Annotated in this window: 13 protein-coding genes; 9 read left to right on the top strand and 4 right to left on the bottom strand. The window is 72.6% G+C overall.

The window, feature by feature from the left end; all coding sequences use genetic code 11:
- The first annotated feature begins 97 nt into the window (after positions 1 to 97).
- The gene (locus ACIBJC_RS05645) at positions 98 to 781 is read left to right on the top strand and encodes a glycerophosphodiester phosphodiesterase (RefSeq protein ID WP_399288346.1); all 684 of its coding nucleotides are present in this window, start codon (positions 98 to 100) and stop codon (positions 779 to 781) included.
- Between the two features lie 27 nt (positions 782 to 808).
- On the opposite strand, the gene ACIBJC_RS05640 is transcribed toward ACIBJC_RS05645, so the two are convergent.
- The gene (locus ACIBJC_RS05640) at positions 809 to 1,363 is read right to left on the bottom strand and encodes a GNAT family N-acetyltransferase (RefSeq protein ID WP_399288343.1); all 555 of its coding nucleotides are present in this window, start codon (positions 1,361 to 1,363) and stop codon (positions 809 to 811) included.
- Positions 1,364 to 1,547: 184 nt separating this feature from the next.
- On the opposite strand from ACIBJC_RS05640, the gene ACIBJC_RS05635 reads away from it, so the two are divergent.
- From ACIBJC_RS05635 to ACIBJC_RS05605, 7 genes are all read left to right on the top strand, one after another.
- A complete protein-coding gene (locus tag ACIBJC_RS05635; RefSeq protein WP_399288340.1) occupies positions 1,548 to 2,216 on the top strand; it encodes a ThuA domain-containing protein in 669 nt (222 codons plus the stop codon).
- Positions 2,201 to 3,283 carry a Gfo/Idh/MocA family protein gene (locus tag ACIBJC_RS05630; RefSeq protein ID WP_399288337.1) on the top strand — a complete coding sequence of 361 codons (1,083 nt, stop codon included), beginning with the start codon at positions 2,201 to 2,203 and terminating at the stop codon, positions 3,281 to 3,283. The genes ACIBJC_RS05635 and ACIBJC_RS05630 overlap by 16 nt, the downstream gene beginning before the upstream one ends.
- Before the next feature lie 199 nt (positions 3,284 to 3,482).
- The gene (locus tag ACIBJC_RS05625; RefSeq protein ID WP_399288334.1) at positions 3,483 to 4,130 is read left to right on the top strand and encodes a DUF5134 domain-containing protein; all 648 of its coding nucleotides are present in this window, start codon (positions 3,483 to 3,485) and stop codon (positions 4,128 to 4,130) included.
- A 119-nt stretch (positions 4,131 to 4,249) separates the two neighbouring features.
- Positions 4,250 to 5,185: a M56 family metallopeptidase gene (locus ACIBJC_RS05620; protein WP_399288331.1), complete on the top strand. Its 936-nt coding sequence runs from the start codon at positions 4,250 to 4,252 to the stop codon at positions 5,183 to 5,185.
- 56 nt (positions 5,186 to 5,241) lie between these two features.
- Positions 5,242 to 5,967, top strand: a complete 726-nt coding sequence (locus tag ACIBJC_RS05615; protein WP_399288328.1) for a phosphatase PAP2 family protein — start codon at positions 5,242 to 5,244, stop codon at positions 5,965 to 5,967.
- A gap of 19 nt (positions 5,968 to 5,986) precedes the next feature.
- Positions 5,987 to 6,697 carry an HAD family hydrolase gene (locus ACIBJC_RS05610; protein ID WP_399288325.1) on the top strand — a complete coding sequence of 237 codons (711 nt, stop codon included), beginning with the start codon at positions 5,987 to 5,989 and terminating at the stop codon, positions 6,695 to 6,697.
- A gap of 262 nt (positions 6,698 to 6,959) precedes the next feature.
- Positions 6,960 to 7,916 carry an alpha/beta hydrolase family protein gene (locus ACIBJC_RS05605; protein WP_399288322.1) on the top strand — a complete coding sequence of 319 codons (957 nt, stop codon included), beginning with the start codon at positions 6,960 to 6,962 and terminating at the stop codon, positions 7,914 to 7,916.
- Positions 7,917 to 8,242: 326 nt separating this feature from the next.
- On the opposite strand, the gene ACIBJC_RS05600 is transcribed toward ACIBJC_RS05605, so the two are convergent.
- Genes ACIBJC_RS05600 through ACIBJC_RS05590 form a run of 3 tightly spaced genes read right to left on the bottom strand, consistent with a single transcriptional unit; the run spans position 8,243 to position 11,411 of the window.
- Positions 8,243 to 9,097: a hypothetical protein gene (locus ACIBJC_RS05600; protein ID WP_399288318.1), complete on the bottom strand. Its 855-nt coding sequence runs from the start codon at positions 9,095 to 9,097 to the stop codon at positions 8,243 to 8,245.
- A complete protein-coding gene (locus tag ACIBJC_RS05595; protein ID WP_399288316.1) occupies positions 9,094 to 10,950 on the bottom strand; it encodes a GMC family oxidoreductase in 1,857 nt (618 codons plus the stop codon). The genes ACIBJC_RS05600 and ACIBJC_RS05595 overlap by 4 nt, the downstream gene beginning before the upstream one ends.
- Entirely contained in the window at positions 10,947 to 11,411 is a 465-nt protein-coding gene (locus ACIBJC_RS05590; RefSeq protein WP_399288313.1) for a hypothetical protein, read from the bottom strand. The genes ACIBJC_RS05595 and ACIBJC_RS05590 overlap by 4 nt, the downstream gene beginning before the upstream one ends.
- Positions 11,412 to 11,600: 189 nt before the next feature.
- Here ACIBJC_RS05590 and ACIBJC_RS05585 point away from each other — a divergent pair, with 189 nt between their 5' ends.
- On the top strand, positions 11,601 to 12,968 hold the full coding sequence (locus ACIBJC_RS05585; RefSeq protein WP_399288311.1) for a glutamine synthetase: 1,368 nt from the start codon (positions 11,601 to 11,603) through the stop codon (positions 12,966 to 12,968).
- The last annotated feature ends 93 nt before the right edge of the window (positions 12,969 to 13,061 follow it).

Below are 13,061 nucleotides of genomic sequence, written 5' to 3'. Positions count from 1 at the left end.
GAAACCTCACCCGGCATGGGGACGGCGGGGGGAGCCAGGACCGCCCATCACCTCTAGGCTGCGCGCGGGAGCCGCTGTCGACGAAAGTGAGACTGTCTTGACTTTCCAGATCATCGGTCATCGTGGAGTGATGGGTGTCGAACCGGAGAACACCCTGCGCTCCTTCGCACACGCGGAGCGTGCCGGTATGGACGCCATCGAGCTCGATCTGCATCTGAGCAAGGACGGCGCCCTCGTCGTCATGCACGACACGGAAGTGGACCGTACGACCGACGGAACGGGCGCGATCGCCGAGCGGACGCTCGCCGAGCTGCGGGAGCTGGACGCGGGCGACGGCGAGCGCGTCCCGGTCTTCGAGGAGGTCCTGGACGCCGTACGGTCGCCGCTCCAGGCCGAGATCAAGGACGTGGCGGCGGCCCGCGCGCTGGCCCGGGTGATGCGGGAGCGCGGCCTCGTGGAGCGCGTCGAGGTGTCGTCGTTCCACGACGAGGCGGTCGCCGAGATCGCCGCGCTGGTGCCGGGCGTACGGACGGTGCTGATCGCCAGCCGCTGGGGCGAGGACGTGGTGGAGCGGGCGACGGCGGTGGGCGCCGCCTCGCTCGCCCTGAACCTGCGCAGGCTGACCCTGGAGGTCGTGGAGCGCGCGCACGGGCGGGGTCTCGGCGTCATCGGCTGGGTGGTGAACACGCAGGAGCAGCTCCGGCTCGCGCGCGCGTTCGAGCTGAACGCCGTGACCACCGACCACCCGGAGATCCGGCGCACCGGCCGCTTCACCGCCTGAGCACGGCGCGGGTCCCGCGGGGAGCCATTACGGCTCGGTCAGTGGCTTGACCAGCAGCTCGAACTCCAGGTCGGCCCGGAGCGGGATGCCGAAGCGCTCGTCGCCGTACGGGAAGGGGAACCGCTTTCCCGTACGGCGGTAGCCGCGCCGCTCGTACCAGGCGACCAGGTCCTCGCGCAGCGAGATCACCGTCATGTGCATCTCCCGCACGCCCCAGGTCGCGCGGGTCGTGCGCTCCGCCTCCGTGATGACCAGCCGGCCGAGCCCGCCGCCCTGCGCCCCCGGCGACACGGCGAACATGCCGAAGTAGGCCGCCTCCCCGCGGTGTTCGAGCTGGCAGCAGGCGATCAGCCCGCCGTCCCGCTCGACGGCCAGCAGCCGGCTGCCGGGCGCCTCGATCACCGCGAGCACCCCTTCCCGGTCGGTCCGCTGCCCTTCCAGGAGGTCCGCCTCCGTCGTCCACCCCGTGCGGCTGCTGTCGCCTCGGTAGGCCGACTCGATGAGCGCCACCAGCGCCTCGGCGTCGGCCGCCGTGGCGTCGCGGTAGGTGAGCGCTCCGACGGGGCTCGGGACGGTGTCCATGGTGCGCGGTCTCCTCGCGGACGGCCGGTGGGCCGGTGGGCCGGTGGGGGGCAGGAGCAGCCTAACGCGGGTACGGATGGGCACAACGGGGTCCGAGGGGGCGGCGGTACGGGCCGGTTCGGACGTATCGCCCCGCCCCGTACCACCGACGGGCCCGCGACACCGATGGGAGTGTGCAACGACTGTGACACCCGAGACATCCGACGCACGACGGGCTCTGGTCGTCCGGGGCGGCTGGGAGGGACACCGCCCCGTGGAGATCACGGAGCTGTTCCTGCCCTTCCTGCGCGCCCACGGCTACGACGTACGGATCTCCGGCACCCTGGACGTCTACGCCGACGCCGAACTGCTCGCCGCCACCGATCTGATCGTCCAGTGCTGGACGATGGGCGAGCTCACCGGGGAGCAGAGCGCGGGACTCGCCGCCGCCGTGCGCGCCGGGACCGGGCTGGCCGGCTGGCACGGCGGGATCGTCGACTCCTTCCGCGGGGACCTCGGCTACCAGCTTCTGACCGGCGGCCAGTTCCTGATGCACCCGGCCGGCTTCTCCGACCACGAGATCACCCCGGTCGGGGAGCGCGCCGACCACCCGGTCATGGCGGGCCTCGGCGCCTTCCGGGTCCACACGGAGAAGTACTGGCTGGCCACCGATCCCCTGATCGACGTGCTCGCCACGGTCGGGTTCGCCGCGGACGAGGAGCGCTCGCGGCCGGTCACCATGCCCGCCGTGTGGACCAGGAACTGGGGCGCGGGACGGGTCTTCGTCTCGGCCGTCGGCCACAAGCCGGACGATTTCGACGTACCCGAGGTACGGACACTCACCGAGAGGGGACTGCTGTGGGCGAGCCGCTGAGGATCGGCATGGTGGGCGCGGGCACGATCAGCGGCGCCTATCTGGACACCCTGGAGCGGCTGGAGAACGTGACGCTCACCGCCGTCACCGATCTCGATCCCGCCCGTGCCGCCGCCGTCGCGGCCCGGGTGCCGGGGGCGGCCGTCGCCCGCTCCGCCGCCGAACTGGCCGCCAGGGACGATGTCGACGCCGTACTCAACCTGACGATCCCGGCGGCCCACGCGGACGTCGCCCTGACGGCGCTCGCCGCGGGCAAGCACGTCTACGGGGAGAAACCGTTCGCCACCACCCGGGAGGAGGCCGACGCGCTGCTCGCCGCCGCCGCGGACGCGGGCGGGTCGCGTCTGGGCTGCGCGCCCGACACCGTTCTGGGTACGGGGGTCCAGACGGCGCGCAAGGCGGTCGACGACGGGCTGATCGGCGCCCCGGTCGCCGCGACGGCCTTCATGACCACGGCGGGACACGAACGCTGGCACCCGGCGCCCGAGTTCTACTACCGGCCCGGCGGCGGGCCGCTGCTCGACATGGGCCCGTACTACCTCTCCGCGCTCGTCCATCTCCTGGGCCCGGTCGTGAAGGTGACCGGCGCGGCCTCCCGGCCCCGCGCCGAACGGGAGATCGGCAGCGGGCCACGGGCCGGCGAGCGGTTCGGCGTCGAGGTGGACACCCATGTCAGCGGGGTGCTCCAGCACGCGAACGGCGCGCTCACCACGCTGGTGATGAGCTTCGACATCCACGCCGCGCGACTCCCCCGCATCGAGGTGTACGGCACGGGCGGCTCTCTCTCCCTACCGGACCCGAACGGCTTCGACGGACCCGTCGAACTCCACCGGCCGGGCGGGGAGTGGGAGACCCTGCCGGTCTCGGCGGGGTACGCCGGGGCCGGGCGCGGCACGGGGCTCGCGGATCTGGCGTGGGCGCTCGCCGAGGGCCGCCCGCACCGGGCGTCCGCCGAGATGGCGCGGCACGTCCTGGACATCATGCTGACGCTCCTCGACGCGGCGCGGGAGGACAGGGCGCTGCGGGTGGCGAGCAGGTGCGCCCGCCCCGATCCGGTGGAGCGGTAGCCGTACGGCGGCCACCGTACGGCTGGTACGAGGGGGGCGCGGCGCGGTACGCGTCCCCCTCCGCCGCCGGCTCCCCCTCCGTCATCCCCGCCATCTCCCCACCGGGTCCGCGCGCCCCCCCGTGTCCCTCTGCGCGTGTCTGCGCACCCGCCGCGCCGGGCATCACTTCGCCGACACCACGGAACGGGGGAGGTGCGCGGTGCACGGATCAGCGACGGCCGGATGGCTGCTCGTCGCGCTCTGCGCGACGGCCGGGGGGTACTGCCTGCTCCGGCTGCGGGCCGGCGGCACGGCCCGGCACGGTCCGGTGGGCGGTGAGGCGCTGATGGGGCTCGGGATGGCGGCGATGGCCGTGCCCGCCACGGTGGTGACACCGCCGCGCTGGGTCTGGCTGGGGTACGCGGCGGTCTTCGGCGGGGCGGCGCTGCGCGCGCTCGTCGTGGACCGCGGCTCGGCGCACCAGGTGCACCATCTGCTGGGCATGCTCGCGATGGTCTACATGGCGGGCTCCATGGCCACCGTGACGGGCGGGCCGGGCGCCGCGCACACAGCGGCGGGGACGCCGCTGGTCACCGCCGCGCTGCTGATCTACTACGCCGGTTACGTGCTGTGGGCGGGCGCCCGGCTGCTGCCGCTGCCCGCCCTGTCCGGGCCCGCGTCCGGGCCTGTCCGGGGTGCCGTTCCCGGTTCCGTGACGGGTTCCGTGACGGGTTCCGTGACCGGTGCGGTCGCCGGTCCGGGGCCCGGCGGTTCGGGGGCCGTCGGCTGGGCAGACCGGACGGAGTTGGTGCCGGCCTGCCGGCTGTCCATGGGGATCGCGATGCTGACGATGCTGCTCACGCTCTGATTTCGGCCGGTTCTCTCCGATTCCCTGTGATCGCCCGGACCGGCCGCGAAACGTGTCGTAGGTCACTTGCCGGTCAAGGTCATACCCCTGGGTGGCACGACCCTCATACTCTGGGCGCCATGATGGTCTCCTTGGCGCTGCTGCTGATCGGTGGACTGGCCGCAGTTGTCGCGCCGCGGATTCTGTCCCGCGCCGAATGGCCGGAGCGTGAGCCCGTGGTGGCGCTGTGGGTCTGGCAGTGCGTCGTGGCGGCCGTCCTGCTGAGTTTCGCGCTCTCCATGGTCTTCAGCGCCGCAGCCGCCTGGCTGGCCGTGCGGGGCCATGTCTTCGCGCCCGCGCCGAGCGGCGTGGTGGAGGCGTACGCCTTCGGTCCGAACCGGCCCTGGTCCGCCGTGCTCGCCGTCCTGCTGGCGGGCGGTGGTCTGTGGACGGTGGCGATGCTCACCCGCGAGATCCACCGGGCCCGCAGCAGGCGCCGGCAGCGCCGCAGGGAACTCCTCGTACGCGCCCCGGTGCTGCCCGGCGAGGAGCCCGGCGGTGAACCGCTCGTGGTGCTGGAGGGCGAGCGTCCCGGGGCCTGGTGGCTGCCCGGTACGGCGCCCCAACTGGTCATCACCACGGCCGCGTTGCGCCGCCTGAAGGGCCGCCAGCTCGATGCCGTGCTCGCCCATGAGCAGGGCCACGCGCGGGCGCGGCACGACTGGCTGCTGCACTGCTCGGGGGCGCTCGCGAACGGCTTCCCGCAGATCCCGGTCTTCGCCGCGTTCCGCGACGAGATGCACCGGCTGGTCGAGTTGGCCGCGGACGATGTCGCCTCACGGCGCTTCGGCCGACTGACGATCGCCCTCGCCCTGGTAGAACTCAACGAGGACCGGGGAGTGTTCGGCCCCGGCACCACTGCGGACGCACAGGTGCCGCAGCGGGTGAACCGGCTGCTGACACCCGTTCCCCGGCTGACCGCGGCGCGCCGGCTGCGGCTGACGGCGGCCGCTTCGCTGGTGCCGGTCGTCCCGCTGCTGATCGCCTTCGTACCGGCGCTGCGCGCGCTCGGATGACCTCCGGAGTCCCCGCCGGGTGGCCCGGCGGGGACTCCGTCAGCGAGGATCACCGTATGCACCCCCCGCCGACCTCCGCAGCCCAGACCCCCTCCCCTTCCCCGTCCGCTCCCCCGCCCTCGCCGCGCCCACGCAGGACACGGCGGCTGGGACCCGGCCGTACGGCCGCGCTGCTCACCGTCGCCGCCGGGCTGCTGACGGCGCTCGTCGCCGCGCGGTGGGGGCCCCTGATCGCGTTCGACCGGACGGTCGCGGAGGGACTGCACCGCCCGGCGGTGGCCGAACCGGGGCTCACCCGGGCCAACCGGCTGCTCACCGACTGGATCTGGGACCCCTGGGCGATGCGGCTGCTGACGGCGGTGGCCGTGGTGGCGGTGTGGCTGCGCGGCGAGCGGCTGCTCGCGCTGTGGGTGGCGGCGGCGAGCGCGCTGGGGGCGGCCGTCTCCCAGGGGCTGAAGTGGGCCGTGGGGCGGGAGCGCCCGCAGTGGCCCGACCCGGTCGACTCCGCGCATTTCGCCGCGTACCCCTCGGGACACGCCATGACGGCCACGGTGACGTGCGGGCTGCTGCTGTGGCTGATGTGGCGCCACGGCGTGGGCCGGTGGCCCTGGCGCGCGGCCGTGGCGGTCGCGGCGGTGTCGGTCGCCGGCGTGGGAATCACCCGATTGTGGCTGGGCGTGCACTGGAGTTCGGACGTTCTGGGCGGCTGGCTGCTCGGTGGCGCCCTCGTCACGCTCTCGATCGCGCTGTTCAGGCGCGTGACCTTGTCCAGGGAGCCGTGACGCGGGAAGGATCGGGTACATGACCTTCAAGGCTGTGCTCTTCGACTTTTCCGGGACCCTCTTCCGTATCGAATCCGCGAGTTCATGGCTGCGCGCCGTGCTCGACGAGGCGGGTGTCGCCGTATCCCCCATCGAGGTACGGCGATACGCGATGCGGCTGGCCGTGGTGGGCGCGCTGCCCGGACTGCCCTCCCCGCAGGAAGTGCCGCCGGATCTGGCCGAGCTGTGGGCGACCCGCGACGAGAGCGCCGAACGCCACCGCGCCGCGTACACCGGAGTCGCCCGGCAGGTGGAACTGCCCAGCCCCGACCTGTACGACGCGCTCTACGACCGCCACATGACGCCGGACGCCTGGCGCCCCTACGCGGACGCGGCCGAGGTACTGGGCACGCTGCGGCGTGCCGGCATCGGCGTCGCGGTGGTGAGCAACATCGGCTGGGACCTGCGCCCCGTCTTCCGCGCCCACGGCCTCGACGCCCTCGTGGACGCGTACGTGCTCAGTTACGAACACGGCATCCAGAAGCCCGACGTCCGCCTCTTCAGGACCGCCTGCGAGGAGTTGGGCCAGGATCCGCACGACGTCCTGATGGTCGGCGACGACCGGGACGCGGACGGCGGCGCGGCCGAACTCGGCTGCGCGGTCCACTTCGTGGACCACCTCCCGGTGGAGGAACGCCCCGCGGGCCTGCGCCAGGTCATCACCCTCGCGGGCGCGGACCCGCTTCCGTAACCCACCTCGCCCCACCTCGCCCGACGGCATGGGCACGCCCTGTACGACGTGCCCATGCGCCCGGCGCGGTCGAGGAGTCCGCCCGCCCGCCCTCTCCCACAGTCGTTGGCCCACAGTCGTTGGCCCACAACCCCTGACCCACGGCCGTTGCCCCACGGCCGTTGACAAAGCGGAACGTTGATCCGTATCGTAATCGGAACAGCGTTCCGCTTTCGGTGTGACCGAAACCGTCAACCGAGGCCAGTCAAGGGAAGTGCGCATCATGAGTGAATCGACTTACGCGGCCGACATCTTCGGCCCGCCCACGCCCGTCCTCTCCGTCGCCCCGGTGGTGCTGCCGACCCCCGACCGAGCCGTGGACCTGGAGGTCCGGGTCTCCGCGCCCGTGACCGGGACGGGCCTGCCGGTCATCCTGCTCTCGCACGGACAGGGCCCCTCGAACAACCTCTCCTCACTGAACGGCTACGCCCCCCTCGTCAACTTCTGGGCCGCGCACGGCTTCGTCGTGATCCAGCCCACCCATCTGAGCTCCACGACGCTGAACCTGGATCCCGGTACCCCCGGGGCGCCGCTGTACTGGCGGTCACGGGCCGAGGACATGAAGCGCGTCCTCGACCGGCTCGACGCGATCGAGGCGGCCGTACCCCAGCTCCTCGGGCGCTTGGACCACAGCAGGGTCGCCGTGGCCGGGCACTCGATGGGCGGGCACACCGCGAGCCTGCTGCTGGGCGCCCGGCTCACCGATCCGGACGACGGGACGGAGGTGAACCTGAGCGAGCCCCGCATCAAGGCGGGGGTACTGCTCGCCGCGCCCGGCAGAGGAGGCGACGCCCTCAGCGAGTCCGCGGCGGCGTATCTCTCCTTCCTGACCACGGACTTCTCCGGGATGACGACACCCACGCTCGTGGTCGCCGGTGACAAGGACGCCTCCACCCACCTGACCGTTCGCGGCCCGGACTGGCACGCCGACCCCTACTCCCTCTCCCCGGGCCCCAAGTCCCTGCTCACCCTGTTCGACGCGGAGCACGGGCTCGGCGGGGTCTCCGGATACGACGTCGCCGAGACCACGGACGAGAACCCGGAGCGCGTGGCCGCGGTCCAGCGGCTCACCTGGGCCTACCTCCGCACGGAGCTCCACCCCGGGGACGGTGCCTGGCAGGCGGCGCGTGACGCGCTGACTCGCGATCCGGCCCCGCTCGGACGGGTCGAGTCCAAGTAGGACCGACCGGCCATGGGGGGGGTGGACCTCGGCCACGAAGACCTCGTCGGACCACAGGACCAGCATGGACGTGCGCCTGGGCGCACTGCGTGGACCGTGGCGCGCTTCGCGCGCGGACCGCGTACCACCCGCACGCGCCGTGACCGTTCACGCACATAACGTCATGGGCATGCCTGTGGATTCCCCGCCACATCGACCATCCCCCCAGGAGAAGTGACTGTGACCAAAACACACAAGCCCCATGGCTTCGGCAAGTTCCTGAAGGACACCGCCCCGACATCCGAGGAAGTGCCGGGGCGGCCGGTTCGCTCGCGGAAATCCGAGGCTCAGCGCACGCGTGGCACGTAGTAGGGGCGGTTGTGGGCGGCTACGGGGGCCGACTGGTACGTCCACGCCCCGGCGGCGGGGGCCGTGCCGATGTGGGCGGTCAGGTCGGCGCCGACGGGAGAGGTACGGTCGTGAACGGTGAGCTCCGCACGCTCTGCCGCGCCGGCCAGGGCAACGTACTGGTAGGGCTGGTAGACGTTCATGGGACCGGCCAGTGGCCGACCGGCGGGGTCGGTGCCGTACCCGGTGATGGGCGTGTTGTTGACGGGGGTACGGGACAGCCCGGTCAGGTCGGCCCGGAAGGAGAGGAGAGGCCGGTCCTGGCGGTCCACGGCCGGGGCCGAGGGAGCGTGTGTGGCCTGCTTGCAGGCGACGGTCCAGATGTCGCCTGCCGGGCCGTTGAGCGAGGGCAGGGTCGTCTCGAACCAGGCGGGGTACTTCGGCTCTCCGAAGAGTTTCGTACCGGCCTCGATGGCCAGCGGGTTGTCGCACAGCACATGCAGCCGGGCGATGCCGAGCAGTTTGGTCTGGTCGTGGCCGTGGGCGTACTGCTCGTACGTCAGGCGGGCGAGGCGGTCGGCGCCGGCGGTGGGGTACGCGACGATGCTGTACTCGATCTCCTGGGTGATGCCGCCGCCATTCGGGTACTGGGCGAAGTAGAGCTGGTAGTTGAGGGTGACGCAGGCCCGGCCGTCGAAGTCGGCGGCGCTCAGGTCCGGATGATGTTCGGCCAGCGCCTTGCGCACCGGGGCGGGATCGACGAGGTAGTCGAGGCCGATGTTGTGCAGGGCCCCGTAGTGGAAGGGCAGTTGGTACGGGGCGGCGACGGGCGGCAGGGAGAGGTCGTCGGTCATGGGGCGTCTGTCTCCTCTGGAGTGGCGTGGCCGGGGGCGTTCCCGGGGGCCGGCGAGCGGATCGTGATGCGCTCCGCGGACAGATCGCGATGGATCCGCTCGGCACTGCGCAGGGTGATCGCGGCCATGGTGAGAGTCGGGTTGGACGTACCGAGGGAGGGCATGCTGCCGCAGCCCACCACATAGAGGTTGGGGTGGTCCCAGGCGCGCTGCCAGGAGTCGACGACGGAGTCGGCGGGGCGCTCGCCCATGATGTGCGTACCGGCGCCGTGGCCCGCGCCGCGGTAGGCGTAGGACCGGCCGCCGTACTCGAACCACCCGGGCTGGGACGGCCCCGACTCGTACCGGCTGTGATCTTCCGCCCCGAGAAGCGCGAAGATCTCGTCGGACACGGCCTTGGCCGCGACGATGCCCCGCTTCACGTGGTCGGACAGGTCATAGGTCAGAACAGGGCGCGGATTGCCCAGCAGGTCACGCTGGTGGGGGTCGAGCGTCACGCGGTTGGCGGGATCGGCGCTCTGCTCCATCTCGAACTGCAGGGCGAACTGCCGTCCGACCCGGTCTCCGACGGCCTGCCGCAGCTCCGCGCCGAACAGCCCCCGGCCCTGCTCCCGCGTCCCCGTGGCCGCCGGATTCCCACGGCGCAGGAGGGCGGCGACTTCGTGGCCGGGCGGGCCCACGGCCCAGGTCCAGCCCCAGTTGCCGATCTCGACACGGAAAGGGGCGCGAGCGGTGCGGGCGGGACCGAACCGGAATCCCTCCAGACCGGAGGTCGAGCCGGGCCCGCGGTAAGGGCCCGTCCGCTCCCGCATGAGGCCCCAGGTGAGCAGGACGGGGTGGTCCATCAGATTCCGGCCCACCTGATCACTGGAGTTGGCCAGGCCGGAGGAGAGCAGGAGCCGGGCGTTCTCGATCGCGTGCGCGGCCAGCACGACCGTGGTCCCCCGCGCCACGTGCCCGGTGGCCGAGGAAGACCGGGCGGGGTCGTCGTAGCGCTGGTACTCGACTCCGGTGATCCGGCCCGCCGGGTCCGCCAGCAGGCGGCCGGCCACCGCGCGGGTGAGGAGGGTGACGCCCGGTCCCCAGCGTCGCTGTGTCCGCAGCGGGGTGTACTTCGCCCCCGTGGGGCAGATGGGGATACAACTGGCGCTGCCCTCGCAGACAGCGCCATGCTCCTCGGTGGCCTCGCTGTTGCGTGCCTGGGGCGTCCCGACGACCCGCAGTTCGACCCGGTGCGGATACGAGGGATCGGTGACCTTCCGCCCGTCGAGCCGCTCGGCCATGAGCCGGTCCAGGTGGCTCGCGGGTAAGGGGCGGTGCGCGAAGGCGTAGCTGTCCGCGAGCGGCAGACCGACCAGGTCGCGCTGTTCCACCGGATCGCCCGCGACACCCAACTCGTGCTCCGCGGCACGGTAGTACGGTTCCAGCTCCTCGTAACCGATCGGCCAGTCACGGCCGTACCCGAAGTCCGAGGTGCGGAAGTCCTCCGGATGCATCCGCGGGGCCAGCCCCGTCCACGCGGTGCCCGTACCGCCGTTCACCCGGAGATAGCCGCTCGCGTACGGCAGTCGGCCGTTCTGGACGAAGTATCCGTCGGCCCGGTACCCACCACCGGCCCGGCCACCGAAGTCCAGTACGTCGGGTGACGGCACCAGGGGATTGTCCGCGATCGCCGCGCCGGGGACCTTCGCCGGCGCGGACCGGAACCGTTCCGCGTCCGCCTCGGGCGCCCCGCCCAGACCCGCCTCCAGGACCAGGACGCGCCAGCCGCGATCCCCCAACTGCCGCGCCACCAGCGATCCCGCGACACCCGCGCCGACCACGATCACGTCGAAGTCCTCACCGCCGGTCAACGGCCCCCGCCCCCTGTCACTCCGGCCGGAGAACCGGCCCACGTGCCGTAGCCGGGACGTCCCGTGCCGGGCGCTTCGCCTCCGAAGCTGCGCCAGACCAGCCCACGGGCGTAGGCCCGCCCCGACACCAGGCAGGGCACCGCCCCGCCGTCATCGTTCACCAGCCCCGGCCACTCCCCCAGGTACCAGAGGTGGCACACGGCCCGCGCGAGCTCACCCAGCTCCACATCGCGGCCCAGCGCCGTGTGCGCATCGGCCGTGGCACCGGCCAGCCGGTCCACCAGCCGTGCGTAGAGGGGTGGTTCCACCCGCCGGGCCACGAACTCCCGGTAGGTCTCGGCCATGCCGGTCGCGGCGAGTTCGGCGGCGTCGAACCCCGTCAGCACAGCCGAGGCCGTCACGAACCGCTCGGCCTCCTGGCCCGGAACCGTCGTGGCCCCGTACGGATCCGGCGCGCTCACCCGGCGTCCCGCCCCCGGCCGGCCCACTCGCTGCTGATGATCAACGCCATCGTCCCAACCCCTCCTTCGGGTCGCCCCCACCGGACCCTGCTCATCAGCCGAGATCCCTACCTCCGCACGGGCCGGTTCATGCGCCGAGACCTCGCCGATCGCGTATGCCCGGTGCCGCGGAGGTGCATGATGCAGCTCATGAACGAACCGTCACGAAGCTCCGACAGCACTCGTATCACCGTATTACATGATGAACTCGCGCAAGCGGGTGTACGGACCGTCATCGGGACGGCCGTCAACTCGGCGGGCCTCACCCTGGCCAAGAGCGTCCCGGTCGCACGCCTGGGCGCCTTCCACCGGAACGGTATGGGTGCGGCGGGAGTCTGGCACGTGTTCTGTGCCGACGGGGACATCGCGTGCACCGATGCGATCGGCGCGGTCGGGGACATGCGGCTGCGACTGGACCTCGACGGGCTGCGCGATCTGGGCGGTGGCCTGGCCTGGGGGCCGGCGGACTTCTTCGCGCAGTCGGGCGAACGAGACCCGCGCTGCGCTCGCGGACTGCTGCGCGCCGTCGAGCTCCGGCTCGCGAACGCCGGTCTTGAGGCGCGCGTCGGACACGAGCTGGAATTCGTCCTGGTCGCGCCGGACGGCTCGGCACTGGAGGACACCTCCTGGGTGCCGTACGGCGTCACCGGCCTGCTGGACCGCGAGGGCTTCCTCGCCGATCTGCTCGACGCGACGGCTGCCGCCGGCATCGGTACGGAACAGGTGCACTGCGAGTACGGCCGCAACCAGTTCGAGTTCTCCCTCCCCCCGGTCGCACCGGTCGCGGCGGCCGACGCCGCGGTGCTGGCCAAGACGCTGGTCGGCCGGGCCGCCCGGCGCCACGGCCTGCGGGCGTCGTTCTCCCCCGTCCCCTTTCCTGGCGGCCTCGGCAACGGCGCTCACCAGCACTTCTCGCTCACCCGTGACGGGAGGAGCCTGTTCGGCGGCGGCGACGGGCCGCACGGCATGACGGCCGAAGGCGGCGCGGCCGTCGGCGGTGTCGTACGCGGGCTGCCCGACGTCCAGGGGCTCCTGACCGGCTCGGTCCTCTCCGGCGAGCGTCTGGCGCCCGGCCTGTGGTCAGGGGCCCACGCCTGCTGGGGCCTGGAGAACCGTGAAGCCGCCGTGCGGTTCCTGCGGGACGGTCCCGGCAACCCGCACGGGGCGAACGTCGAGGTGAAGATCATCGACCCGTCCGCCAACGTCTACACCGCCTCGGCCGCCGTACTCGCACTCGCCCTGGAGGGCATCACGACGCGGGCACCGCTGCCGGCGGAGGTCGCCGACGACCCGGGAGCGCTGACCGAACAGCAGCGCGCGGCTTCGCCGGTCACCGTGCTGCCGCACGACATCGGCGCCGTGATCGACGTGCTCGACAAGTCCTCGCTGGCCCGCCGACTGGTCGGTGACGCGATCGTCGACACGACAGTGGTGACCCGGCGTCACGAACAGACCCACTACGCGGAGAAGTCCCCCGAGGAGCGCGCCGAGCTGTTCCGCCTCGCCTGGAGCGTCTAGGGCCTCTCGTTTGGATCTTGCTGGGCAGCTTGAACGGGTGAGGGCCTTCCGGGTTCGGTGCGCATGGCGTTGTCCGCACCGGCCCGAAAGGCC

Source organism: Streptomyces sp. NPDC050509, assembly GCF_044457965.1.
Classification (GTDB): domain Bacteria; phylum Actinomycetota; class Actinomycetes; order Streptomycetales; family Streptomycetaceae; genus Streptomyces.
Note: the sequence above shows the minus strand (reverse complement) of the source record. Positions and strands in the feature narration are given on the sequence as shown.